This is a genomic window from Mesorhizobium sp. CA7 (assembly GCF_020165015.1).
In the GTDB taxonomy this organism is placed as follows: Bacteria; Pseudomonadota; Alphaproteobacteria; order Rhizobiales; family Rhizobiaceae; genus Mesorhizobium.
This window is the reverse complement of record NZ_JAIUHH010000003.1, coordinates 447,734-470,377: the sequence shown is the minus strand read 5'-3', so window position 1 is coordinate 470,377 and position 22,644 is coordinate 447,734. Positions and strand designations below refer to the sequence as shown.

25 protein-coding genes are annotated in these 22,644 nt (G+C 64.2%); 16 read left to right on the top strand and 9 right to left on the bottom strand.

Features of this window, described 5'->3' with window-relative positions; all coding sequences use genetic code 11:
• Positions 1-117: 117 nt before the first annotated feature.
• The 3 genes from rfaD to waaC are packed head-to-tail and all read left to right on the top strand — an operon-like array spanning position 118 to position 3,019.
• On the top strand, positions 118-1,068 hold the full coding sequence (gene rfaD / locus LB552_RS09950; protein ID WP_224604586.1) for an ADP-glyceromanno-heptose 6-epimerase: 951 nt from the start codon (positions 118-120) through the stop codon (positions 1,066-1,068).
• Positions 1,041-2,048 carry a lipopolysaccharide heptosyltransferase II gene (gene waaF, locus LB552_RS09945; RefSeq protein ID WP_224604583.1) on the top strand — a complete coding sequence of 336 codons (1,008 nt, stop codon included), beginning with the start codon at positions 1,041-1,043 and terminating at the stop codon, positions 2,046-2,048. The genes rfaD and waaF overlap by 28 nt, the downstream gene beginning before the upstream one ends.
• Complete coding sequence (gene waaC, locus LB552_RS09940) at positions 2,045-3,019, top strand: lipopolysaccharide heptosyltransferase I (RefSeq protein WP_224604580.1); 975 nt, start codon at positions 2,045-2,047, stop codon at positions 3,017-3,019. The genes waaF and waaC overlap by 4 nt, the downstream gene beginning before the upstream one ends.
• A 140-nt stretch (positions 3,020-3,159) precedes the next feature.
• Here the strand turns inward: waaC and greA are convergent, their stop codons facing one another.
• Positions 3,160-3,633 carry a transcription elongation factor GreA gene (greA, locus tag LB552_RS09935; protein ID WP_095766573.1) on the bottom strand — a complete coding sequence of 158 codons (474 nt, stop codon included), beginning with the start codon at positions 3,631-3,633 and terminating at the stop codon, positions 3,160-3,162.
• Between the two features lie 260 nt (positions 3,634-3,893).
• On the bottom strand, positions 3,894-4,430 hold the full coding sequence (locus tag LB552_RS09930) for a tetratricopeptide repeat protein (protein WP_224604578.1): 537 nt from the start codon (positions 4,428-4,430) through the stop codon (positions 3,894-3,896).
• A gap of 178 nt (positions 4,431-4,608) precedes the next feature.
• Between LB552_RS09930 and LB552_RS09925 the strand changes: the two genes are divergently transcribed.
• The 5 genes from LB552_RS09925 (at position 4,609) to LB552_RS09905 (ending at position 9,382) form a co-directional block, all read left to right on the top strand.
• Positions 4,609-5,034, top strand: a complete 426-nt coding sequence (locus LB552_RS09925) for a DUF3775 domain-containing protein (RefSeq protein ID WP_224531280.1) — start codon at positions 4,609-4,611, stop codon at positions 5,032-5,034.
• A 132-nt stretch (positions 5,035-5,166) separates the two neighbouring features.
• Positions 5,167-6,156: an extensin family protein gene (locus LB552_RS09920; RefSeq protein WP_224604576.1), complete on the top strand. Its 990-nt coding sequence runs from the start codon at positions 5,167-5,169 to the stop codon at positions 6,154-6,156.
• A 136-nt stretch (positions 6,157-6,292) separates the two neighbouring features.
• Positions 6,293-7,123: an extensin family protein gene (locus LB552_RS09915; RefSeq protein WP_224604550.1), complete on the top strand. Its 831-nt coding sequence runs from the start codon at positions 6,293-6,295 to the stop codon at positions 7,121-7,123.
• A gap of 67 nt (positions 7,124-7,190) precedes the next feature.
• On the top strand, positions 7,191-7,898 hold the full coding sequence (locus LB552_RS09910; RefSeq protein WP_224604548.1) for an LssY C-terminal domain-containing protein: 708 nt from the start codon (positions 7,191-7,193) through the stop codon (positions 7,896-7,898).
• A gap of 173 nt (positions 7,899-8,071) precedes the next feature.
• Complete coding sequence (locus LB552_RS09905) at positions 8,072-9,382, top strand: hemolysin family protein (RefSeq protein WP_224604546.1); 1,311 nt, start codon at positions 8,072-8,074, stop codon at positions 9,380-9,382.
• Positions 9,383-9,534: 152 nt separating this feature from the next.
• Here the strand turns inward: LB552_RS09905 and LB552_RS09900 are convergent, their stop codons facing one another.
• Positions 9,535-10,428 (bottom strand): LysR family transcriptional regulator, encoded by an 894-nt coding sequence (locus LB552_RS09900; protein WP_224604737.1) that lies wholly within the window; start codon positions 10,426-10,428, stop codon positions 9,535-9,537.
• A 104-nt stretch (positions 10,429-10,532) separates the two neighbouring features.
• Between LB552_RS09900 and LB552_RS09895 the strand changes: the two genes are divergently transcribed.
• Together LB552_RS09895 and LB552_RS09890 are read left to right on the top strand one after the other, a co-directional pair.
• A complete protein-coding gene (locus LB552_RS09895; RefSeq protein ID WP_224604545.1) occupies positions 10,533-11,402 on the top strand; it encodes an SDR family oxidoreductase in 870 nt (289 codons plus the stop codon).
• 47 nt (positions 11,403-11,449) lie between these two features.
• Positions 11,450-11,923 (top strand): SRPBCC family protein, encoded by a 474-nt coding sequence (locus LB552_RS09890; protein ID WP_224604543.1) that lies wholly within the window; start codon positions 11,450-11,452, stop codon positions 11,921-11,923.
• A gap of 46 nt (positions 11,924-11,969) precedes the next feature.
• On the opposite strand, the gene LB552_RS09885 is transcribed toward LB552_RS09890, so the two are convergent.
• Positions 11,970-12,335 carry an avidin/streptavidin family protein gene (locus tag LB552_RS09885; RefSeq protein WP_224604541.1) on the bottom strand — a complete coding sequence of 122 codons (366 nt, stop codon included), beginning with the start codon at positions 12,333-12,335 and terminating at the stop codon, positions 11,970-11,972.
• Between the two features lie 195 nt (positions 12,336-12,530).
• A complete protein-coding gene (locus LB552_RS09880; RefSeq protein WP_224604532.1) occupies positions 12,531-13,136 on the bottom strand; it encodes an NADPH-dependent FMN reductase in 606 nt (201 codons plus the stop codon).
• A gap of 90 nt (positions 13,137-13,226) precedes the next feature.
• On the opposite strand from LB552_RS09880, the gene LB552_RS09875 reads away from it, so the two are divergent.
• Positions 13,227-13,595, top strand: coding sequence for a winged helix-turn-helix transcriptional regulator (locus tag LB552_RS09875; RefSeq protein ID WP_140629822.1), 369 nt, complete (start codon positions 13,227-13,229; stop codon positions 13,593-13,595).
• A gap of 168 nt (positions 13,596-13,763) precedes the next feature.
• On the opposite strand, the gene LB552_RS09870 is transcribed toward LB552_RS09875, so the two are convergent.
• Together LB552_RS09870 and LB552_RS09865 are read right to left on the bottom strand one after the other, a co-directional pair.
• Positions 13,764-13,967 (bottom strand): hypothetical protein, encoded by a 204-nt coding sequence (locus LB552_RS09870; RefSeq protein ID WP_224604530.1) that lies wholly within the window; start codon positions 13,965-13,967, stop codon positions 13,764-13,766.
• Positions 13,968-14,092: 125 nt separating this feature from the next.
• Positions 14,093-14,488, bottom strand: coding sequence for an acyl-CoA thioesterase (locus LB552_RS09865; protein WP_042646168.1), 396 nt, complete (start codon positions 14,486-14,488; stop codon positions 14,093-14,095).
• Positions 14,489-14,676: 188 nt separating this feature from the next.
• Between LB552_RS09865 and LB552_RS09860 the strand changes: the two genes are divergently transcribed.
• The 3 genes from LB552_RS09860 to LB552_RS09850 are packed head-to-tail and all read left to right on the top strand — an operon-like array spanning position 14,677 to position 18,415.
• The gene (locus LB552_RS09860; protein ID WP_224604528.1) at positions 14,677-16,293 is read left to right on the top strand and encodes a GMC family oxidoreductase; all 1,617 of its coding nucleotides are present in this window, start codon (positions 14,677-14,679) and stop codon (positions 16,291-16,293) included.
• Positions 16,290-17,501 carry a mandelate racemase/muconate lactonizing enzyme family protein gene (locus LB552_RS09855; RefSeq protein ID WP_095766560.1) on the top strand — a complete coding sequence of 404 codons (1,212 nt, stop codon included), beginning with the start codon at positions 16,290-16,292 and terminating at the stop codon, positions 17,499-17,501. The genes LB552_RS09860 and LB552_RS09855 overlap by 4 nt, the downstream gene beginning before the upstream one ends.
• Positions 17,498-18,415 (top strand): NAD(P)-dependent oxidoreductase, encoded by a 918-nt coding sequence (locus LB552_RS09850; RefSeq protein WP_224604525.1) that lies wholly within the window; start codon positions 17,498-17,500, stop codon positions 18,413-18,415. Before LB552_RS09855 ends, LB552_RS09850 begins: the two co-directional genes overlap by 4 nt.
• 72 nt (positions 18,416-18,487) lie before the next feature.
• Here the strand turns inward: LB552_RS09850 and LB552_RS09845 are convergent, their stop codons facing one another.
• Positions 18,488-19,426, bottom strand: a complete 939-nt coding sequence (locus LB552_RS09845; RefSeq protein WP_224604523.1) for a diacylglycerol/lipid kinase family protein — start codon at positions 19,424-19,426, stop codon at positions 18,488-18,490.
• A gap of 954 nt (positions 19,427-20,380) precedes the next feature.
• Between LB552_RS09845 and LB552_RS09840 the strand changes: the two genes are divergently transcribed.
• A complete protein-coding gene (locus LB552_RS09840) occupies positions 20,381-20,896 on the top strand; it encodes a hypothetical protein (protein WP_224604520.1) in 516 nt (171 codons plus the stop codon).
• Between the two features lie 164 nt (positions 20,897-21,060).
• The gene (locus LB552_RS09835; protein WP_224604517.1) at positions 21,061-21,543 is read left to right on the top strand and encodes a YegJ family protein; all 483 of its coding nucleotides are present in this window, start codon (positions 21,061-21,063) and stop codon (positions 21,541-21,543) included.
• A gap of 3 nt (positions 21,544-21,546) precedes the next feature.
• On the opposite strand, the gene LB552_RS09830 is transcribed toward LB552_RS09835, so the two are convergent.
• Positions 21,547-22,596: a CapA family protein gene (locus LB552_RS09830; protein ID WP_224604514.1), complete on the bottom strand. Its 1,050-nt coding sequence runs from the start codon at positions 22,594-22,596 to the stop codon at positions 21,547-21,549.
• Positions 22,597-22,644: the final 48 nt, after the last annotated feature.

Sequence of the window (22,644 nt, the reverse complement as noted above, 5' to 3'; positions counted from 1 at the left end):
AGGCAAAACAGACGAAATAGACAAGCTCAACGACCTAAGACGGGACGATGCCTGCTTTGTCGACAGCCCGACTGGCCTCCCCTATAAGAGCCGGAATCGCAAGCAGCAGAGGCCATCATGATCATCGTCACGGGCGGCGCCGGCATGATCGGCTCCAACATCGTCGCCGCTCTCAATGCCGAGGGCCATGACGACATCGTCGTCGTCGACGATCTCACCGACGGCCACAAGATCGCCAACCTTGCCGACCTTCGCATCGCCGACTATTTCGACAAGGACGATTTTCTCGCCCGGCTCGAGGACGGCGCGCTCGGTCGCATCGAAGCCGTCTTCCATCAAGGCGCCTGCTCGACCACCACAGAGTGGAACGGCAAGTTCATGATGGAGGTGAACTACGCCTATTCGAAACGGCTGCTGCATGCCTGCCTGAAGCTGCGCGTGCCTTTCCTCTATGCGTCGTCGGCTTCGGTCTATGGCGGCGGCAGCGAGTTTCGCGAGGAGCCGGACTTCGAGCGGCCGCTCAACGTCTATGCCTATTCGAAGAAGTTGTTCGACGACTACGTCCGCCGCAACGTCTTCGATACCGATCATTCGCAAGTGGCGGGCCTGCGCTACTTCAATGTCTATGGGCCGCGCGAGGCGCACAAGGGCGCCATGGCCTCGGTCGCCTTCCATCTGTTCAACCAGGTCGAGCGTGGCGAAAACCCGAAGCTGTTCGGCGCCTATGGCGACTTCGGACCCGGCGAGCAGAGCCGCGACTTCATCCATGTCGGCGATGTGGCCGACGTCAATCTGTGGCTGTGGAAGCGCGGCTTGAGCGGCATCTTCAACTGCGGCACCGGCCGCGCTCAGCCGTTCCGGGCGATCGCCGAGACGGTGATCGACACGCTGGGCAAAGGCGAGATTGAATTCATCCCCTTCCCCGACCATCTCAAGGGCAGCTACCAGAGTTTCACGCAGGCTGATATGTCCCGCTTGCGCGCGGCCGGCTACAATGGCCAATTCCGCACAGTCGAAACCGGCGTCAGGGACTATGTCGAATGGCTGAAGGCCCAACGATCCTCGTGATCGGCCCACGCTGGGTGGGCGACATGGTCATGGCGCAGTGCCTGTTTGCGGCGCTGAAGGAAAAACATCCGAACGCGGCCATCGACGTGCTGGCGCCGGCCTGGGCGGCCCCGCTGGTCAAGCGCATGCCTGAGATACGCAGCCAGATCGACTTTCCTTTGATGCCGGGAGCGCTCGAATTCCGCAGCCGCAGGCGCTTCGGCCGCCTGCTGCGCGGCCGCTACGACATAGCCTATGTGCTGCCGGGGAGCTGGAAATCGGCGCTGATCCCGTTCTTCGCCCGCATCCCACATCGCGTCGGCAATCTGCGCGAGATGCGCTACGGCCTGCTGACGGATGTCGTACCCCTGCCCGAAGCGCTGAAACGGCGCACCGCACGCGCCTATTTCGGCCTCGCGCGCGGCGGCACTTTTCGCGCGCCGCGTCTTACCATCGACAAGGCCAATCAGGCCGATCTGCTGGCGCGCTTCGGGCTGACCGGGAAGAAATTCGTGGCGCTCATGCCCGGCGCCGAATTCGGCCCGGCAAAACGCTGGCCGAGCGATCGCTATGCCGGGCTGGCCCGAGACATGATGGCCAAGGGCTTGGGCGTCGCGCTGCTCGGCTCGAAGAACGATGCCGACGTGACCGGCGAGATTGCAGCCCTTGCGCCGGGGGCCGTCGACCTTGCCGGCAAGACACGCCTCGAGGACGCTATCGACCTGATCGCCGCGGCGAAGCTTGCGGTCTCGAACGATAGCGGGCTCATGCATGTCGCCGCCGCCGTCGGCACGCCGATCGTTGCCGTCTATGGTTCGACCTCGCCGGAAAACACGCCGCCGCTCAGCGAGCGCTCCGAGCTGATCTGGCTGCATCTGTCCTGCTCGCCCTGCCACAAGAAGGTCTGTCCGCTCGGGCATCTCAACTGCCTCAAGACGCTCGACGTCGCCCGAGTCGCGACCGCAGCCGACCGCTTGCTCAACGTTCCGGCAGCGGCATGAAGGTGCTTATCGTCAAGACATCGTCGATGGGCGACATCATTCACACGTTTCCCGCCGTCGAGGATGCGGTGCGCAATCGCCCCGATATAGATTTCGATTGGTGCGTGGAGGAGCCGTTTGCCGGTATCGTGGCTCTGCATCCGGCGATCGGCACCATTCACAAGGTGGCGGTCCGGCGCTGGCGCAAGCGGCTTCTCGACGGAGCCACGTGGCGCGAAATGGCCGGACTGCGCGGAGCGCTCCGCGCCTCCCGCTACGATCTGGTCATCGATGCGCAGGGCTTATTGAAATCGGCCCTGGTCGCGATCCAGGCCGGCGCGCCGATTGCCGGCTTCGACCGGGCGAGCGCCCGCGAGCCTTCGGCGACGCTGTTTTATCGACACAGATACGCCGTGCCGCGCGACCTGCACGCCATCGAACGCACTAGGCGGCTGTTCGGGCTGGCGCTTGGCTATCAGCCCGACCTGTGGACGCTTCGCTCAGGCATCGTGCCGCCGGCGGGCAACCTGCCTGGCATCGACGGGCAGACCGCCTTCCTGCTGCACGGCACCAGCCGCGAGGACAAGAAATGGCCGGTCGAGGATTGGATCGAAACCGCGCGCCGACTGACCGACCGGCAGTTCACACCAGTGGTCACCTGGTCGAATGAGGCGGAAAAGAATGTGGCGGAAGCCGTTGCCACTGCGGTGCCAGGGACGGTGCTGGTTGCGAAATCGCCGCTCGCGGATGTCGCCGCGATCCTTGGCCGCGCGGCGCTGGTCATCGGCGCCGACACCGGCCTCACCCACCTCGCCAGCGCCTTCGGCCGGCCGACGGTCGCCATTTTCCTGGCGACGGAGCCAGGTCTCACCGGCCCGCGCGGGCCTTTCGCATCGACCTTGCTTGCGCCAGCCGGCGGCAGAGTGACGCCGGCTGAAGTGATAGCGGAAGCGGAACGGCTGCTGGCACTCAGTTCAAAGGCGCCAGCGTGAGGACCTTTTCAGAATTCGCTCTGGCGAGTCGAATGGCGTAGTTTTCGAGAACCGGAGCGGAGCGTACTTAAAGTACGTGAGCACCGGAAGCGCAGAAAACTACGCTAGTCGGCCGCCAGAGTAGAATTATCAAAAGGTCCTCAGATAAACTGCACCTGGACGATCTCGTACCCTCGGGCGCCGCCCGGAGCATTGACCTCGATGGCATCGCCGACTTCCTTGCCGATCAGCGCACGCGCGATCGGCGATGAAATCGAGATGCGGCCCGACTTCACGTCCGCCTCCTGGTCGCCGACGATCTGATAGGTCTTCTTTTCCTCGGTATCCTCGTCGACGAGCACGACGGTCGCACCGAACTTGACCTTGTCGCCGCTGAGCTTGGAGACGTCGATGACCTCGGCGCGCGCGATCAGATCCTCGAGCTCGTTGATGCGGCCTTCATTGAGGCTCTGCGACTCTTTCGCCGCGTGATACTCGGCATTTTCCGACAGGTCGCCATGCGAGCGCGCTTCGGAAATCGCCTCGATGATGCGAGGACGCTCCTCCTGCTGGCGCCAGCGAAGCTCTTCCTTCAATGACGCGAACCCCTCGCCTGTCATCGGGACCTTGATCATAGCCTGACCTTTCTGCCGCCACCCCCGTTTTCGGGAGGGACCTTGTCAATAGGTACAAAAAGAAAACGGTCCGGCAGCCTCGGGCTAACGGAACCGTCTCACCACAATTTCCCTGAATATAGCGATCTTTGCGCGATTTTCACGCCCAAAAATTGAAGTTCGGCAAAATGATCACCGCTTTCGCGGGTCCGGGCTGACGGCGAGCAATAAAAAACCGGCTGCGATTGCCCGCAGCCGGTTCGAGAGGCTTCGAGCCCTGTTCAGCTCCTCAGGAAATGATCGATCTGCTCGGACAGCATGCCATATTCGCGTGAGCCCTTGCCGGTCCGCTTTTCGATTTCCTGGAGCTGCTGCTGCGCGCCGGCGAGATCGCCGATCTGCAGATGCGCCTCGCCGAGATATTCGCGCACCAGCGTGTAATTCGGGTCGATCCGCAGCGCTTCCTCGTAATAGCCGAGGCCGACCGCGACGCGGCCCGAATGGCGATGCGAATAGCCGAGATAGTTGAGGATGCGCGGATCCTGCTTGTTGGCGGCGAGCGTCAGCACCGAGATCGCCTCGTCATAGCGTCCGGCCATCGCCAGATCGTGACCGGCCTCGTAGATGCTGTCGTCGTCCAGCATGCCATATTGCGGCTTTACGCATTTGTTCTTCTTCTTGTCCCAGACCTCGCCCTTCTTGCAGGTGGTGGTCGTCTGGCCACCGCTGCTGCCGCCTTCACCAGCCGCAAAAGCCGGCGCAACGAACAGCGGCAGCGCCGCAATAGCCATGACCTGAACAAGCAAACGTCTGCGCATCGAAGCCTCCGTGAGTGTGACAATGCCAGATTAACGCCGCCTTGGCGCGGTTTCATCCCGAAATGCGGGCGACCACCGAACTATTTTGAACGGGCCGGACAGAAGCCGATAGCTGCGGACGTGACGCGCGCTTTAATTCCGCTATCATCGGACCAAGCGCATCACGTGGAGAAGGACCGTGCAGCAGCGCCTCGAGAAGGAGTGGGAACTTTCGATCGATCCGGACACGGTGCGCCTGTTCATCCTCAAGGCGAAGGCGCTGAGTGCTGCCGTCAACGAGGACTATGATGACGGCGCTGAGCACGAGGTCGAGTTCGACGGCGACACGCATGACAGCCACCATCATGACGGCCTTGTCGAGGAAGCCTCGGAAGACCTGACCGGGGAAGAATTGCGCGAGCTGATCAACGATCTCAATATCGACGAAGCGGCCGAGCTCATCGCGCTCGCCTGGGTCGGCCGCGGTGACTATGAGGCATCCGAATGGACGGACGCGGTGGCCGCCGCCAGGGAGCGTCCCAGGAAGCGCGCGGCCAAATATCTGCTCGGGCTTCCGATGCTTGCCGACTGGCTGGAGGAAGGCCTTGAAGCCATCGGCGCGTAACGCGCCGGTAACCGATTGTGATCGGCAAGGCAGCCGATACAGGCAACTTCGCAACGCGACCGCCGTTTCCGGGCGATGGCAACGCTGAGCCTTTCACGACTTTGCAGATTGGCGCTGCCTGTGGCGGCTGCGATGTTGCTGGTTACGCCGGCCATGGCCAAGCATCATCAGCGGCATAAAAGACATCTGCCGCCGGCCAGCCAGAGCGCCGCTCCGGCTCCGGAAACGCCGCCGGCGACCCCGGTTCCAGGGTCGCGTCCGCAGGACCTGGAGAACGGCACTGAGAAGTCCGGGCAAGGCAAGCCGCGCGCGGACGGCAGCGACGACTTCCTCAACCAGCAGAAATCGCATCCGAAATGGGACGCCCGTCCGCCGCGTTCGAAGAGCGCTCAATCCGCGCCACGGACGGAATTCGAGCCGCAGACGCCGGATGTTGTGCCGACGCCCCCGCAGAAGCCCACCGAACTGGAGCCTGAGCCGCCGGAAACCGCGCCGCAGCCAGCGGAGAAACCCGAACCGCCGGGCGAGGAAAAGATGCTTCCCGATCCGCGCTCGGCCGACATGCCGGCCGAAACGATGCCGGCGGAAGAAACCGCGTGCCGCGAGCGGCTGAAGGCTCTGGGCGTCGAGTTCGAGGAGCACAAGGCCGAGCACGATGCGGAAATCGGCTGCTCGATCCCCTATCCGATAATTCTGAAAACGCTCGGCAAGTCCATCGGCATCAGTCCCGGCACCGAGCTCAACTGCCAGATGGCCGAAGCGGCGGCGCGCTTCATGGCCGAAATCGTCCAGCCCACGGCAAAGGCCGAGCTCGGCGCCGATTTGAAGTCTATCGACCAGGGCTCGGCCTTTGTCTGCCGCCCGCGCAACGGCACCCGCAAATTGTCCGAACACGCCTTCGGCAACGCGCTCGACATCGCCAGCTTCACCTTGTCGGACGGGAGGAAGATCGAGGTCGGGCCGACGCCGCCGGAGAAGGACGCAAAATTCCTCGACGTGGTGCGCAAGGCTGCCTGCGGGCCGTTCAAGACGGTGCTCGGACCAGGCGCCGATCCCGACCACGCGCTGCATTTCCATCTGGACCTGGAACCGCGCCGCCACGGCGGAACCTTCTGCCAATAGGTGAATTCCGGAAGTCTTGCCCGCACCAAGCCAAGCACAGCGCCGCAATTCCGCCCCATGCGTGAATGCCGGCGCTGATCTTTCCTTTACTGTTGGCGGTTAATCTTGTGCCATTCGGGGACAAGGACGCCTTTCAATGGCTCGAAGACTTGGCGCTATGCTGGCAGCGGCGCGACGGAGCAAGCGTGCGCGCATCACGATCGCCGGGCTGGCCGCGGGCGTCGCCATGGCGGCGATATCGGCCTGCACGACCGGCGACGTCTTTGCGCTGCAGCCGGCCGTCGATGTCGGCAGCCAGACGGCAGCCGTGCCGCAGCCCGATGCGCCGCAATATTCCGGAATGCAGCGTCTTGTTCCGTCCAACCCTTATATGACGCAGGCCGCCTATCCGCGCATGGACGAGCCGATGTCGCCTCTCGAGCAGATGCCGGCCAGCGAGATCGACTGCCGCAACGAGCTGAGGCGGATGGGAGTCGTCTATCAGGACGTCCAGCCGATCCATGAGGGCCAGTGCGGCATCGATTATCCGGTAAAAGTCTCGGCCATCGGCAATGTCGCCATGACGCCCGCGGCGACGCTGACCTGCAACATGGCCGCAACCTTTGCCGCCTGGACGAAGAACGAGTTGCAGCCGGCTGCCCGCTGGCGCTATTTCTCCGGCGTCAAGGCGATCCACCAGGGCTCCAGCTATTCCTGCCGCAACATCGCCGGCGAAGGCGTGCTGTCCGAGCACGGCAAGGGCAACGCCCTCGACGTCATGAGCATCGAGCTCAACAATGGCGACGACATCGACGTCCGCAAGCCCGGCCTGTTCGCCTTCCGCACGCGCGGCTTCCTCAACAATGTGCGCGCCGACGGCTGCGAGTATTTCACCACGGTGCTCGGCCCCGGCTACAATTACGACCACCGCAACCATTTCCATTTCGACATCAAGAACCGCAAAAGCGGTTATCGTGCCTGCCGCTGAGGCTGCCCTGCCCAAAACGGCCAACGCCGCATAAAATGGTCGCGAAAGGATTTGGGAGCGGTCGGTCGTGGGTGAACGAAGCGTGAGGCGGCGCGCGGCGATCTGGCTGGCGGCGGTTTGCGCCTTCTATCTGGCGCTCGCCTACGTCGCGGCGCCGGAATTCTGGACCTGGCGGGAGCGTGGTTTTCGTACCCGGCCCTTCGAGATGGTGACGCATACGCCGCAGGGCATTCCCGGCGACCCGATCAATGTCGGCCTGATCGGCACCGAGAAGGAAATCGTCCACGCCTTCGCGGTCGCCGGCTGGGACACGGCCGATGCCGTGACGCTGCGGACCGCGATCGACATCGGCGAAAGCGTCTTGTTTTCCGGCCCCTATCCCGATGCGCCGATGAGCCGCCTTCTGTTCGAGGGCCGAGCCCAGGACCTGGCCTTCGAGAAGCCGGTCGGCGACAGCGCAGACCGGCGCCACCACGTCCGCTTCTGGCAGACGGACACGGTGGGCGACGACGGCCGCCCGCTCTGGCTGGGCGCCGCGAGCTTCGACCGCGGCGTCGGCCTCAGCCACGATACCGGCGCCGTGACCCACCATATCGGCCCCGACGTCGATGCGGAGCGCGACTTCCTGATTGGCGACCTGAAGGCCGCCGACCTGCTGGCCTCCACCAGCGAGATACCCGGGATCGGCGCCACCAAGGCCGGACGCAATGGCGGCGGCGACCCCTATTTCACCGACGGCATGGCCATTATCGGCGTTCTGAAGACGCAGCAGTGACGGCGCACCCGTCACGCGCGCGCTGACGCCGAAGGTGCGCGTCGTGGTCGACGCGCTTGTCGGGGCATTTTTCGGCGCCGCTTTGGGATGCCGCCTGAACAGCGCGCCTGTCATGTTCCAAAAATACCCGCGGGCTATTTTCGAACGCACTGCAGCAATGCTATTGACCGCCCATGCTATATGTTGAAATCGCCGTCGTGGCCGTCCTCATTCTGGTGAACGGCCTCTTGTCGATGTCGGAGCTAGCCATCGTCTCGTCGCGGCCCGCCCGCCTCAAGGCGATGATCGACCGCAACGTCAGGGGCGCCGGCCGCGCGCTGGCGCTCGGCTCTAACCCCGGCAAGTTCCTGTCCTCGGTGCAGATCGGCATCACCCTGGTCGGCGTTCTCTCCGGCGCCTTTTCGGGCGCGACGCTCGGCGAAAGGCTGGCGCAATATCTGGCGTCGACCGGCATCCGCGAAAACATCGCCGATCCTGTCGGCGTCGGCATCGTCGTCGCTTTGATCACCTATGCCTCGCTCATCGTCGGCGAGCTGGTGCCGAAGCAGATCGCGCTCAAGGATCCGGAGCGCGTCGCCGTCAGAGCCGCGCCGGCAATGACCATCCTCGCCACCTTCTCGGCGCCCCTGGTTTTCCTGCTCGACCTCTCGGGCCGCGCGGTGCTTTGGCTGCTTGGGCAGGCCGGCGAGACCGAAGAGAAGGTCACCGACGAGGAAATCAAGATGCTGGTCGCCGAGGCCGAGCATCACGGCACCATCGAATCCGACGAGCGCCGCATGATCGCCGGCGTCATGCGTCTCGGCGACCGTGCCGTGCGCGCCGTCATGACGCCGCGCACCGAGGTCGACTGGCTGAACCTGCAGTCAGACGACACGGCGGTCAAAAAACTTCTGATGGATACCCAGCACTCGCGGCTGCCCGTCGGCGACGGCAATGTCGACGCCATGGTCGGCGTCATCCAGACGCGCGACGTGCTGGCCGCCCTTCTGGCCGGCAGGGTGCTGGATCCGCGCCAGCATGTGCGCGCCGCCCCCATCGTGCATGATCAGGCCGACGCGCTCGATGTCCTGCAGAAGCTGAGGGAATCGGACGTGCCGATGGCCCTCGTTCACGACGAATACGGCCATTTCGAAGGCATCGTCACCCCGGCCGACATCCTCGAAGCCATCACCGGCGTGTTCCGCTCCGACCTCGAAGCCGGCGAGGAGGAAAACGCCGTCAAGCGCGATGACGGCTCGTGGCTGCTCGCCGGCTACATGCAGGCCGACGAGATGGCCGAGGTGCTTGGCATCGACCTGCCCGAAAACCGCGACTACGAAACCGTCGCCGGCTATGTGCTGTCGCATCTGCATCATCTGCCGACCACCGGCGAATGCGTCGACGCGCAAGGCTGGCGTTTCGAGGTGGTCGACCTCGACGGCCGCCGCATCGACAAGCTGATCGCCACCCGCCTGCCCGACGGCCACCGCCCGGTGGCGCGCTGAGGACGAAATTTATGTGGTAACCAACTCGCCGTCAGCTTTGCGGCGGGAGGCGCCCAGTCTGCTTTTCGGCAGGCCCACCAACAAGCTGCCGCCCCCGACCGTACAGGGTCGCCGCATAGAGAAGGCGCAGATAGCGTTTCGATCATTCCGTCTCATCCGCCGATATAGGCCGCCAATTCGTCAGGGGTTCCCTTGGGAAAGGCCTGCTTCAAATAGTCGAGGAACGCTGATACCCGGACGCTGAGCAAGCGTCGGGACGGATAGAGCGTCCATAGGGCGATGTCCGGGCCGTCGACATCGCCCCAATGCACCAGCGTTCCAGCAGCCAGATCGTGACTTACGAGCGAGATCGGCAAACGTCCGGCGCCGACGCCCGCCCGGACGGCATCGCGGAACATCAGGAGCGACGAAAGGCGAAGGACTGGCTCAATCGCGATGCGTGATCGTCCGGTCGGCGTCACGATGTCCCAGGCGGCAACGCGCTCGCCGGATTCCCGCACGACGGCCGGAACGGCGAGATCGTCGGTCGGTCTGGCGAGGCCCGGACTCGCGACCACCACCAGCCGGTCGCGCAGGAACACCCGTCCGACAAGACTTTCATCGGGCTCAGGATTGACCCGGATCACCAGATCGTACCCCTCCTCGATCATATCGACGGCCCGGTCTTCCGTCGTGACCTCGAGCCGGATTTCCGGATATTTCAGCGCGAACCCGGCGGCCAGCTTCCCCATCGCAGTTTGGGAGAAGAGCAGCGGTGCGCTGATCCGCAGCTTGCCCCGCGGCGTGTGTCCGCCCGAAGCGATCGCCGTCGCGGTTTCGTCCAGTTCGGTCAGCAACGCTCCCGTCCGCTCGAAGAGCGCCCGTCCTTCCTCGGTGAGCTTCAGCGCGCGCGCCCCGCGCTCGAACAGACGCAAGTCGAGGGCGGCCTCCAGTTCCGCGACCCGGCGAGACAGGGTCGCCTTCGGGCGCCCCGCGGCGCGCGCCGCCCTTCCAAACCCTCCGTGCCGGGCAACCAGATTGAAATCAGCGAGGGCGAGAAGGTCCATCTGTTCCAACATTGAGACGCTGTGTCCAAATATAGCGCCTATCGGTTCGAATGTGGATCACTCATTTACGGGATGTCTTTTGACCCAAACCCGGAGTGAACCCCATGACCATTCTCGTTACCGGCGCGACCGGCAATGTCGGCAGCCAAGTCGTCAACCAACTCGTCAAGCGCGGCGCCGATGTCCGTGCGCTTGTCCGCGACCCTTCGAAGGCGAACTTCCCTGCGAGCGTCGCCGTGGTGCAGGGCGACCTGATCGACGTCGATTCTCTGCGCAGCGCCTTCTCGGGCGTTTCCACCCTATTTCTGCTCAATGCCGTGGTGCCCGACGAATTCACCCAGGCGCTGATCGCGCTCAACTCGGCCCGCGAGGCAGGCATCGAACGCATCGTCTACCTGTCGGTGATCCACGGTGAGCTTTACGCGAACGTGCCCCACTTCGCCGGCAAGCTCGCGGTCGAGCGGATGATCGAGCAGATGGGCGTCAACGCCACCATCCTTCGTCCGGCCTATTTCATGAACAACGAGTTCATGATCAAGGACGTGATCCTCAGCTATGGCGTCTATCCGATGCCGATCGGCAGCAAAGGCTTGGCAATGGTCGACGCGCGCGACATAGCCGAGGTCGCGGCGATCGAGTTGCTTCGCCGCGAGCAGACCGAAATTGCCCTCCCGCTCGACCGGATCAACCTCGTCGGTCCCGACACCCTGACCGGCACGGATGTCGCCGGCATCTGGACCGAGGTCCTGGGCCGCCAGATCGCCTATCCCGGCGAAGACCTGGCAGGCTTCGAACAGAACCTGCGGCAGTTCATGCCGGGTTGGATGGCATTCGACATGCGCCTGATGGGCGAGCGCTTCATCAGCGAGGGCATGATTCCCGACGCTGGCGACGTCGACCGCCTGACCAAGCTGCTGGGCCGTCCGCTACGCACCTATCGCGACTTCGCCGCAGAAATCGCTGCCTCGGCCTGACGCCGGCGGCAGCCTGCCACCCCAACATCAATCCCAAGGACACCATTATGATCTACTCAACCGCCACCGTCCCGGTGAACCCGGAAGGCGCGACCAGGCTGACCCGTGCACAAGCCTGGGCTGGCCTGGAGCTCAAGGCCCGCGACGCCCGCGAATTCCTGCCGCCCGGCCTCTGCACCCGCTGCGATGTCGTGGAAGAAAGCGAGACGCATTTCGTGCGCGAAGCAACCATCGCGGGTGCAGATCTGCGCGAGATCATCACGCTTGAACCGGAGAGCAAAGTCACATTCTTCCAGGCCACCGGGCCGCGCGAGGGCGCGATCATCAACGAACTGTTCGAGGGCACCGACGGCACGCTCCATCTGCGCTTCTACTGCTATCTCGGCCGGCGCGGCAAAGAGCCGAACGGCCCAGAGGAGCAGGCCGAACAGGCGCAGTTCGACGGCGACCAGGGCTACAAAGCTGCCCTGCTGTCCACACTGAAGCGCACCCGCGAGTTGCTCATGGAGGGCCGGCTCTGACCATCACCCATGAACATCAACCAGGGACCTTCTCTCGTCGGCTTGGCTATTCTCGGACGAAGGTGTCGAGGCTGATGCCGAAGGCACGCCAGGTTCCTACCTGCTTGCGGGAAGCGGTTTCGCCCTCTTTGCCGGTGATGGTGCTGCCGGCCACTGTCAGCCACATCGTCTCCAGCTTGCCGTCCCGCAAAATGCCGGTGTAGCTCACGGCGGCGGGGCCGGCCGTACCCTCGCCGGCGGCCGTTACTCCAATCACGTCGCCATGCGCGATGCCGGATATCGGCACGGTCTGTCCATAGAAGCTGCTGTCTTCGAGCGCCGTGCGAAACGTGCCTTCAATCCGGCCGCCGTCCTCGCCGGTGATGTCGAGGACGGACCCATACTGATTGCGCCATCTGCCAAGCCAAGGCATTCCGCCCCTCCCACGACTGTGCTGTCTTTTTCTTCGGTGGATTCGGGCCTGCATCTAACGCGCCGTTCCGAGCGGTCAACAGCGCGGCGGCAAAGGGATCAGCCTGGGATCCAGAAGACAGACAGCTCCGCAAATCGAAAGGGGCAGCGCTGGCGCCGCCCCTTTCTCATTGAGAGGACAGTGTCGATCGACCGCTCAGGCGGCCTGGGCTTCGCCGGCGATCGCATCGGCGGCGCGAGCCGCTTTCAGCACCCTTGCCCACCAGGCGACGTCGTTGACCAGGGCGGCGGCGGACTGGTTCAGGTGCTCGAGATCTTCGAGCTTCTTCTCGCCCTGGCGAACCGCAAGGAAATCGCCCCAGGCGATGTGCACCGCCGACTTGACCGGCGCCATCTGCAGCTCGACGGCGATCAGCCGAAGGTGCTCGATCGCGCGCGAGCCGCCGACGCTGCCATAGCCGACAAAGCCGGCCGGCTTCTTGTTCCACTCATTGGCGGCGTAATCGATGGCGTTCTTCAGCACAGCGGTCGGGGCGTGATTGTATTCGGCGGCGGTGAAGATGAAGCCGTCGAACTCGGCGACCTTCTTCTGCCAGCGCTGCGCCACTTCGTTCTGCGACGGCGCCCAGGCGGAGGAAGCGACCTCGTCGAAGAAAGGCAGCGGCCAGTCGCGCAGATCGACGATCTCGACATCGATATCGGCGTGCGACTTGGCGATCTTGACGATCCACTGCGTCGGCACGTCGGCGAAGCGGGCGGCGCGCGTCGAACCGACGACAATGGCGATTTTGGGCTTGGACATAAGGGGCTCTCCTTGCGGGAATTTCTGGTATCGTTTGGATACCGGCGCTATATGTGATACTGACAAATCGGCGCGCAAGGAGGCACTTCTTTGTTACTGAGGCACCCGCACAACACCGAGGACTGCCGGGCCGTTTCAGAAATCCTGCAACGGGTCGGCGACAAATGGACGGTGCTCGTGGTCGGCAAGCTCGGCGGCGGACCAATGCGCTTCAACGAATTGCGCGCCGCCGTTGGCGGAATTTCGCAAAAGATGCTGACCACCACCTTACGCGGTTTGGAGCGTGACGGCTTCGTCACGCGCAAAGTGTTTCCGACCATTCCGCCACGTGTCGATTACGAGCTCACCCAACTCGGTCACGAGCTGCTCGTGCCGGTCGGCGCGCTCGGCGAATGGGCGCGCAAGAACACCAATCGGGTCCGCGAAGCGCGCGCGAAATTCGACGGCCTGCAGGCCTGAAACCCTTGAAGTTCAAGGATTTCTGAACCATTGGATGAGCCATGCGGCTGGGCGCAGGGCCCGTCCCACCTTCCGGTTTAATGGATCCGCTGCGGCCCCGCAGTCAGCCTCGCCGGCGTCTCCGCGCAACCGGCTCGCCAAGGAGATCCGTCTTTAGCCGGCAACGGATCAGGCGCTTGGGGCAGTGCTGTCGCAGCACGCGGTCGAGCAGCTCTCCCGCTGCGCGGCCTTCTTGTCGATCGCCTTCAGGCCCCGCATGCAGGCGACGTGTGGAAGGCCTTTGCTGACCTCCACATAGGCTGTTATCCCGAGCAGGCAGACCAAGGCAATAAGAGCTGCCACGAGCCAGCCGTTCAGCATATGTTGACGCATTGTCTTTCCCTCGCGCCTACAAGGTGGGGGGTGAAGGCAACCATTGGATGTCGCGAAGCGAATCTCCCGAGCAGGCGTTGTTACAAAGCGGCAAGTCTGGGGAGAATCAGTATCCCGCCGGAGCGTCAGCTCTCGGCCGGAACCGGCTTCGGCTTGCCTTCGCCGTCGAGCGCCACCATGACGAAGTCGGCATGGGTGACCTTCTCCATCAGATCGGAAAGATAGCGCTGCGCCCAGGCCTCGACCTTGAGCACCATCGAGGTGCGGCCGACGCGCTCGACATGGGTGTAGATGCACAACGTGTCGCCGATCTTCATCGGCTTGGCGAAGGACATCTCCTTGACCGCGGCGGTGACCACGCGCCCCTTGGCGCGCTCGGCGGCGCGGATGCCGCAGGCAAGGTCCATCTGCGCCATCACCCAGCCGCCGAAGATGTCGCCGGCCGCATTGGCGTCGGACGGCATGGCGAGCGTGCGCAAGGTCAGATCGCCAAGGGGTTTTCCGTCCGCGTAATGCACCATGGCGAAATCCTCAAAGGGCAGCTTCTGTTGCGTATCAATGCGACCGCCATGTCGCAAGCTCTGGTAAAAGCAAAATGTGCCCCACTGCGCCGGTCGCTTTTTTCACAAGCCATGCCGGAAGCCACGGCGACGCCGCAAGCCGGCAATGTCTAGGGTAAGCGCAACATTGCGGAGCCCGCTTTTCCATCATGCAGACTTACGACTTCATCATCGTCGGCTCCGGCTCGGCCGGTTCGGTCGTTGCCGACAAATTGTCGGCGTCGGGCCGCTTCTCGGTGCTGGTGCTGGAGGCCGGCGGAACCGATCGGCGCTTCTATGTCCAGATGCCGCTCGGCTACGGCAAGACCTTCTTCGATCCGGCCGTCAACTGGAACTACAAGGCGGAGTCCGACCCCGGCCTTGCGGGCAACAGCGACCACTGGCCGCGCGGCAAGCTGCTCGGCGGCTCGAGCTCGATCAACGCCATGGTCTATATCAGGGGCGCGCGCGAGGATTTCGACGCCTGGGCCGCTGCCGGCAATCCCGGCTGGGCCTATGATGACCTCCTGCCCTCCTTCAAGGCGCTGGAAGATAATGCGGCGGGCGCTGACCAGTGGCGCGGAGTCGGGGGCCCTTTGCACATCACGGACTGCACGAACGCGGTGCATCCGCTGACCAAGCGCTACCTTGCCGCCGCACAGCAAGCCGGGCTGCCGCTCAATCCGGACTTCAACGGCGCCTCCCAGGAAGGCGTCGGCGTCTACCAGATCACGACGAAAAACGGACGCCGCATGTCGGCCGCCCGCGCCTTCCTCCGGCCGGCGATGAAACGCGGCAATGTCCGTGTCGAGACCAACGCGCTGGCGACGAAAATCCTGTTCGAGGGCAAGCGCGCCGTCGGCATCGAATACGAGCAGAGCGGGCAGAAGAAGACGGCTCGCGCGGGCCGCGAGGTGATCCTGTCGGGCGGCTCGATCAACTCGCCGCAGTTGCTGCAGCTGTCCGGTATCGGCCCTGCGGCATTGCTGGCCGACCTCGGCATCCCGGTCGTCCATGCAAACGACAACATCGGCGCCAATCTGCAGGACCATGTCGGCATCAACTACACCTTCAAGGGCAAGCTGCCGACGCTCAACCAGATCCTGCGCCCGTGGTGGGGCAAGCTGCTGGTCGGCATGCAATACATCCTCTTGCGCTCCGGTCCGCTGTCGCTGTCGATGAACAATGCCGGCGGCTTCTTCCGCACCGACCCGTCGATGACACGGCCGAACATGCAGCTCTATTTCCAGGCCTTCTCCACCGTCATCCCGAAGAGCGGCGAGCGTCCGATCCTGACGCCCGACCCCTGGCCGGGCTTCTCGATCGGCCTGTCCAACTGCCGGCCCTCGAGCCGCGGCGAGATCATGATCCGCTCGAAGGACCCGCGCGAGTATCCAAGGATCACGCCCAACGCCTATTCGACCAACGCCGATGTCGACGAGATGCTGGCGGCGGTGAAGTTCGTGCGCAAGATCGCCTCGATGCCGGCCATGGCCGAGATCATCGAGGAAGAGGTTCTGCCCGGCCCCTCGATCCAGTCGGACGCCGACCTGATCCAGGATTTCAGGAAACGCTCGGGCACCGTCTATCACCCGGTCTCGACCTGCCGCATGGGACCTGACGCATCGCGCGCCGTCGTCGACCCGCGGCTTCGGGTGCATGGGCTGGACGGTCTGCGCGTCATCGACGCTTCAATTTTCCCCGACAACATCACGGGCAACACCAACGCCGCCGCGATCCTGACCGGATGGAAAGGCGCCGACCTGGTTCTGGAGGATCACACATGAAAATCACCGACGTGAAGACCTGGGTTGTCGGCAACCCGCCGCCCGGCATCGGCGGCAAGTATTTCATCTTCGTCAAGCTCACCACCGATGGCGGCGTGGTCGGCTATGGCGAGGCCTACAACGCCACCTTCTCCGCGCATGTCACCGCCAGGATGATCGAGGACATGGCCGAGCGCTATCTCGTCGGCCGCGATCCGCACGACATCGAGAATTTCTTCCGCCGTGCCTATTCCTCCGGCTTCACCCAGCGCCCCGACGTCTCCGGCATGGGTTGCTTCTCGGCGCTCGAAATGGCCTGCTGGGACATCGTCGGCAAGGAGGCCGGCAAGCCGGTCTACAAGCTGCTCGGCGGCCAGGTGCACGAGACCCTGCGCTCCTACACCTACCTCTATCCGCACACCGGCAGCGTCCATTCGGAAGATGCGCGCGGCAAGAACGTCTACAATGACCCCGATATGGCGGCCGCCTGTGCGCTCGAATATGTCGAGCAGGGTTTTAATGCCGTGAAGCTCGATCCGGCCGGCCCCTACACCGCCTATGACGGCCATCAGCCGCGCTTGATCGACATCGACCTGTCGGCGCGCATGGTCAAGGCGATCCGCGAAGCAGTCGGTAACAGGGCGGATATCCTGTTTGGCACGCATGGCCAGTTCACCGCCTCGGGCGCGCTGCGGCTTGCCCGCGCCATCGAGCCCTACGATCCGCTGTGGTTCGAGGAGCCGGTGCCTCCGGACATGCCGGAAGTAATGGCGCAAGTCGCCCGCCAGACCTCCATCCCGATAGCAACCGGCGAGCGGCTGACGACGAAGTTCGAGTTCGCCCGCGTCATCGAGAACCGCGCCGCGACCATCCTGCAGCCGGATCTCGGCCGCTCCGGCGGCATTCTCGAGACCAAGAAGATCGCTGCCATGGCCGAAGCCTACCACATCCAGGTGGCGCCGCATTGCTATTGCGGCCCGATCGTCGGCGCCGCCAACATCCAGCTCGCGGTGACGCTGCCCAACTTCCTCATCCTGGAATCGCTCAAGCAGTGGGACGGTTTCCACGCCACGCTGCTCAAGAAGAAGATCGAATGGCAGGACGGCAACGTCATCCCCTCGAAGGAGCCCGGCCTCGGCGTCGAGCTCGACGAGGCGGTCTGCGAGGCCCATCCCTATAGCGGCAAGGAGCTGCATCTGCAGATGATGCAGACGCCGCTGATGCCGTGACCCTCGCTTATGCCTTCGTCGGCCTTGGCCATCTCGGCGGCAACCTTGCCGCCAGCCTGCTGCGCAACGGCTTTGCCGTCACCGTCTTCGACCGCGACCAGGCGCCGGTCGAGCGCCTGGTCGCGCTCGGTGCATCGGCGTCGGGTAGCCCCGCCGAGGCCGCTGCCCGCACCGGCAATGCAATCACCTGCCTGCCCTCGCCGAAGGTCAGCGAAACAGTGCTCGCCGGCCCCGACGGATTGCTCCAGGGCCTGCCCGCGGGCGGCACCTGGATCGAGATGTCGACCAATGGCCGTGACGAGATTTTACGACTCGCCGCGCTGGCATCGGCACAAGGCATCGAGACGCTCGAATGCCCGGTGACCGGCGGCGTGCATCTGGCCGCAGTGGGCAGGATCACGGCGCTCGTCGGCGGCGATGCGGCGCTCTACGAACGCCATCGTCCGGCCATCGAGGCGATGTGCGCGAAATCCTTCCTGATGGGCACGGTCGGCTCGGCGGCGGTGATCAAGGTCATCACCAATATGCTCGCCTTCATTCATCTCGTCGCTGCCGGCGAAGCGTTGATGCTGGCGAAGCAGGGCGGCCTCGACCTCGCTCAAGCCTACCACGCCATCGTCGCCTCTTCCGGCAACAGCTTCGTCCATGAGACCGAAAGCCAGCTGGTGCTCAACGGCTCATACGACATCGGCTTCACCATGGACCTGGCGCTGAAGGACCTCGGCTTCGCGCTGGCCATGGCCAGGGATTTCGGCGCGCCGCTCGATCTTGCCACCCGCGTCAACGCGATTTTCGAGGAGGGCAAGCGCGCCTATGGCGGTGGCGCCTGGTCGACCCAGATCGTCAAGCTGCTGGAGGATGCAGTCGGCACGGAGCTTCGCGCGCCGGGCTTTCCGGCCAAGCTGGAACTGTAAACGGGCAGCAATTTAGCCAACCATTTCAATAGCCTGACCGTACCGGCTGGATCGGCCTCTTAGCCGGCTGATTCAACCTCTCAAGGTCAGCGCGCCGGGCAGGATCTCGAAAGTCGCTGGAATTCGGCCTGGCGACTCGCCGTCTATGTCCACCAGCGCGCCGTTCTTCTCGGCATCGCCGAGCGGCTCGACCAGCACCTTGCGGCCACGCAGGATGGTGATTGCCGGATGGTTGCGGTGGCGCCCTCCGTAGAGCAGGCGGAGGTCGCGGATCAGCCCAAGCTTGCCGGCGGCCCGCAGGATGATGATGTCGAACTGGCCGTCGGCGAGCTCGGCGTCCGGCGCGATCATCATGCCGCCGCCGAAGAATTTGCCGTTGGCCACCGCCACCAGCGCCATGCGCGCCTCGACCGGCTCGCCGTCGTCGATGGTGATCCTGACATCCTGAAAACGGTAGCGGATGAACTCCAGCACGGTGCGCCAGAAGAACAGCGCCTTGGCCGAGACCCTGCCCTTGCGCTTGTCGGCATTGACGGCGCGATCCGTCGCGCCGGACAGGCCGAGGCTGGCGATGTTGATGAAGTGGCGGCTGGCCAGCGCGCCGTGGTCGTCGATATAGCAGATGCGGCCGGCGTCGATTTTTCGCGCATTGGAATCGGCGATCCGCTTCAGCGCGGCATCGATGCCGCGCGGCAAGTCGAGCCCGCGCGCGAAGTCGATGCCGGTACCACAGGGCAGAAGGCCAAGCGCGGCTTCCTGGCCGGTCTCATCTTGTACCTGCAGCAACCCGTCGGCCACCTCGCTTGCGGTGCCGTCGCCGCCTGCCGCGATCACCAGGTCGCACCCGCCGGCGGCGAGGTCGATCGCCAGCCGCTCGGCGTCGCCGCCGGCCTGAGTTTCACGCAAGTCGAAATCGCCGAAATTCCTGTTGAGCGATGCCGCGGCCTCCGCCCAATGCCGCTTGAGCCTGCCGCCTCCGGCTATCGGATTGAGAACCACTCCGACTTTCAAGTCGACCTCCCCCGAGGCAAGTCGCGCAAAATGTGCGGCGGCACCTGTGCGGGCATCCAAAGTCTTTTGCCGGCCCAAACTCTTTTGCCGACATTGAAACGCGGACCGGGCGACGGAGCAAGGCTCCAACGTCCAGCGGTCACAGAAAAGCGGGGCAGGCTGTCTAAGCGGTTCGGCCGGCGGATTCCGAGACTTTTGCCACTGGTCCCCGATAATCCCGCTATCCACAGGCGCGCCGGCATTCCCCAGACCCCTTACCCGGCGTACATTCAACCCATCTCAGGCGGCTACCGAACGCCCAGCCGAAAGGCAAAAGCGCAAGGCGGATTTCCTGAGGCCCGTACGGCCCAGAACGAGAGCAGGCTCGCCTGTTGGAGGGACGGATGCCGAGACCTACGGGTGCCGCGGAAAGCGTGCCAACGCCGACGGCGGACCGATGCTGCCATGAAGGCCGGTAAAAACCTTCGATGGCACGCTGGGCGAAGCCCGCAAGGGTGGAGATCGGCGTGGTCTGGAACGGGCGCCGCCCTCGGGTGGCGACTGGCAGGACCGTCAAAATCAAGGCTGGCCTGGCGCGACGACTTTACGGAAGTTGCTGCCTTGACTGGTTCCTGATCTGACAGGGAGGCGCTGGGAGAAATCCCAGCGCCGACTGTCTTTTTGAGGACGGCGTCGCCTCCTGTCAGGCCTACGAATCGCCACTACCCGACATGTGCCGCGCCGCGCTGGCCGGCGCCGTCCACAAGCTGCACTTGGTCCTGCCGGCGCTCGCCAACCCGGTGCCAAATTGGAACATGTCTACGCCGAGACTGAGGCATTTCGGTCACAGTCGCCGGCTGAGCAACCTTCGGAACGTCCCGTCATCCACATTTCACAATGGCGGCCAAATCCCGCCTTGTTCGGCATGGATTGATGCAACCGGGTGGAGCGGGGCAATTTCGAAGGGACAAGACCGTGATCAAGACCGCCCTTGTCGCCATGACCATTGTCGGCTGCGACTGCGACGCCAAGCTGTGCGAATATATCGGTGAAACGCCGGCCAAATGGGCGACAATCGCCGACTGCGAAGCGGCGATGAAGAGCCAGATGCTGCACCAGCGCAATTTCGACTATCCGCTGGTTTCCGGCATCTGCCGCGCCGAGGGCTCGGCCTCTTCCTCCGAGCTTGCCGAGAAAGCTTCCAGACCGGATTTGAAGCCCAGGAACCGCGTCGTCGGAACCATCGCCCCGCTGCCGCCCGAGCTCGACCATCGCCCGAGCGCTCCGGTCGGCGGAACGGTGACCGCCAGCGAAACGGAATCGGCAAAGCCCGTGGCCTTCGACGGGTCGGTCGATGGCGGCCGCGCCGTGCTCTACCGCACCAAGGCCGGCTATGCCGTGGTCAAGACCGACCTCAGCCGCGCTGCCGGCGCAACGGTGGACGCGGCGAAGCGCTCGGCAAGCTGGCTGGCCGGATTGACCGGGCTGTAAGCCTGCCCACGGTTCAGGTCGGCCCGAGCAGAACTGAAGCCATTCCCTTATCATTGCCCGATGACAAAGGCGTAGGGCCGCTTCGCAACCGCAGATCGGATTGATCAAGCCGACACATTGCCCGAAGATAACGCACAGGATATTGGCCTTCACCGGGGGGTGTCATGACAATTGCCGTTCGTATCGCGTTATCCCTGCTGCTGGCGCTCGCTCCCTTGCATGCCAGGGCGGAAGGCGACGACAAGGCCATGGTGATCGCCTCCGACGACGCCGAGATGGCGGCGGCGGTCGAGAAGGCGCGATCCAGCCTGGATGAATTCCTGAACCTGTCCGACGCTCCGCCGCCGGGAACCGACAGGTTCAAGCTGAAGGTGATGGTCGTCGACGGCAAGGCGACGGAGCATTTCTGGGTCATTCCCTTCAAGCGGACCGCCAACGGCTTCGTCGGCATATTGGCGAACGAGCCGGAAATCGTCCGCAACGTCGTCCTTGGCCAGAACATCGAATTCACCAGGGACGACATCTCCGACTGGGGCTACACCAGGAACGGCCGCCAGGTCGGCAGCTTCACCGTCTGCGTGATGCTCAAGAAGATGTCGAAGGAAGAGGCCGAGCACATGCGCGCCCAATACGGCTTCGATTGCTGAGATCTATCGCCCACCTCCCGCCATGGGAAAAATCGCCACCAGTCGGGCCGCGACCCGCTGCTTGAGCACTCCATCCAGAACTTCGATCGGCAGCAGCCGCTCATGGTTGCCTGCCCGCAGCCGCACGAAGAAATGCATCAGGTAGCCAGCGATCCTACCCCGCGTGGCCGGATCGACGCTGACATCGACGACGAATATCGAGCCGATGCGTGCCGGCCATGGCAGTCTGGCGAGCGCAGTGCCGAGGAAATCGCCAAGGCCGTAGGCGATCACGCTGTCGCCGATGCGCTCGATGGGCTGCACGACATGCGCGTGATGCCCCGCGATCAGCCGGACGCCGTGATCCGCCAGCCGGCTCGCCAGCACCCGCGTCGGGGGTCGTGGAAAATGCCGGAACTCCCAGTCCCAGTGCGGCACGGCGCAGATGAGATCGATGCCGGATGCAGCGTCGCGCGGCCATTCGGCGGCATGCATCGAGATGCGTTCTTCGAACGGCGCGGCATCCGTGTTGCGCCAGAGCGTGAAAGCCGCAAAGCCGATCGTCAGCGGTCCGGCCGCATGACGCTGGACGGGCCCGCCGGCAACCGTGCCGATGGTCCGGACCCCGAGCCGGTTCAGCGCCGCGAGCGTTTCGTCGAAACCGGCGATGCCCTGATCGAGCACGTGGTTGTTGGCCAGGGACAGAACGAGCCTGTCGCGCGCGATGCCGGCGGCTGCGAGCGCATCGGCCAGGAAATGCTCGCTCATCGCATGATGCGTGCCGAGCCGCGTGCCCATGACCGCGCGTGCGCGTTCGACGATCGGACTTTCGCAATTGCCGATCACGAGGTCGGCGGATGAAAGCAGCGTCGTGATCGCCGGATCGCATTCCGGCGCATCGCGATTGGCGACGGCCGAAATGTCGCCAATAAACGCCAGCCGCACTGTCCGCATGGACTGCCGATCGAGCAACGTCGCCGCCGGCGCCGCGAAGCCGCTTCTGTCACCGGCAAGCGACGGTCTCAGCAGGCGCGGCAGCCATGACAGTTTATAGGCAAGCGGATAGTTCGACACAGGCCCATCCAGTTTCGCCCTGTGTAGACTGTCTGATGGATAGGTTGA

Coding starts and splice junctions, on each gene's coding strand:
- LB552_RS09855 (WP_095766560.1), top strand. CDS start 16,290: ATGAAAATCACCGACGTGAAGACCTGGGTTGTCGGCAACCCGCCGCCC.
- LB552_RS09865 (WP_042646168.1), bottom strand. CDS start 14,488: ATGGTGCATTACGCGGACGGAAAACCCCTTGGCGATCTGACCTTGCGC.
- greA (WP_095766573.1), bottom strand. CDS start 3,633: ATGATCAAGGTCCCGATGACAGGCGAGGGGTTCGCGTCATTGAAGGAA.
- waaF (WP_224604583.1), top strand. CDS start 1,041: ATGGCTGAAGGCCCAACGATCCTCGTGATCGGCCCACGCTGGGTGGGC.
- rfaD (WP_224604586.1), top strand. CDS start 118: ATGATCATCGTCACGGGCGGCGCCGGCATGATCGGCTCCAACATCGTC.
- LB552_RS09900 (WP_224604737.1), bottom strand. CDS start 10,428: ATGGACCTTCTCGCCCTCGCTGATTTCAATCTGGTTGCCCGGCACGGA.
- LB552_RS09895 (WP_224604545.1), top strand. CDS start 10,533: ATGACCATTCTCGTTACCGGCGCGACCGGCAATGTCGGCAGCCAAGTC.
- LB552_RS09860 (WP_224604528.1), top strand. CDS start 14,677: ATGCAGACTTACGACTTCATCATCGTCGGCTCCGGCTCGGCCGGTTCG.
- LB552_RS09915 (WP_224604550.1), top strand. CDS start 6,293: ATGGCTCGAAGACTTGGCGCTATGCTGGCAGCGGCGCGACGGAGCAAG.
- LB552_RS09870 (WP_224604530.1), bottom strand. CDS start 13,967: ATGCGTCAACATATGCTGAACGGCTGGCTCGTGGCAGCTCTTATTGCC.
- LB552_RS09905 (WP_224604546.1), top strand. CDS start 8,072: ATGCTATATGTTGAAATCGCCGTCGTGGCCGTCCTCATTCTGGTGAAC.
- LB552_RS09890 (WP_224604543.1), top strand. CDS start 11,450: ATGATCTACTCAACCGCCACCGTCCCGGTGAACCCGGAAGGCGCGACC.
- LB552_RS09885 (WP_224604541.1), bottom strand. CDS start 12,335: ATGCCTTGGCTTGGCAGATGGCGCAATCAGTATGGGTCCGTCCTCGAC.
- LB552_RS09835 (WP_224604517.1), top strand. CDS start 21,061: ATGACAATTGCCGTTCGTATCGCGTTATCCCTGCTGCTGGCGCTCGCT.
- LB552_RS09920 (WP_224604576.1), top strand. CDS start 5,167: ATGTTGCTGGTTACGCCGGCCATGGCCAAGCATCATCAGCGGCATAAA.
- LB552_RS09930 (WP_224604578.1), bottom strand. CDS start 4,430: ATGCGCAGACGTTTGCTTGTTCAGGTCATGGCTATTGCGGCGCTGCCG.
- LB552_RS09880 (WP_224604532.1), bottom strand. CDS start 13,136: ATGTCCAAGCCCAAAATCGCCATTGTCGTCGGTTCGACGCGCGCCGCC.
- waaC (WP_224604580.1), top strand. CDS start 2,045: ATGAAGGTGCTTATCGTCAAGACATCGTCGATGGGCGACATCATTCAC.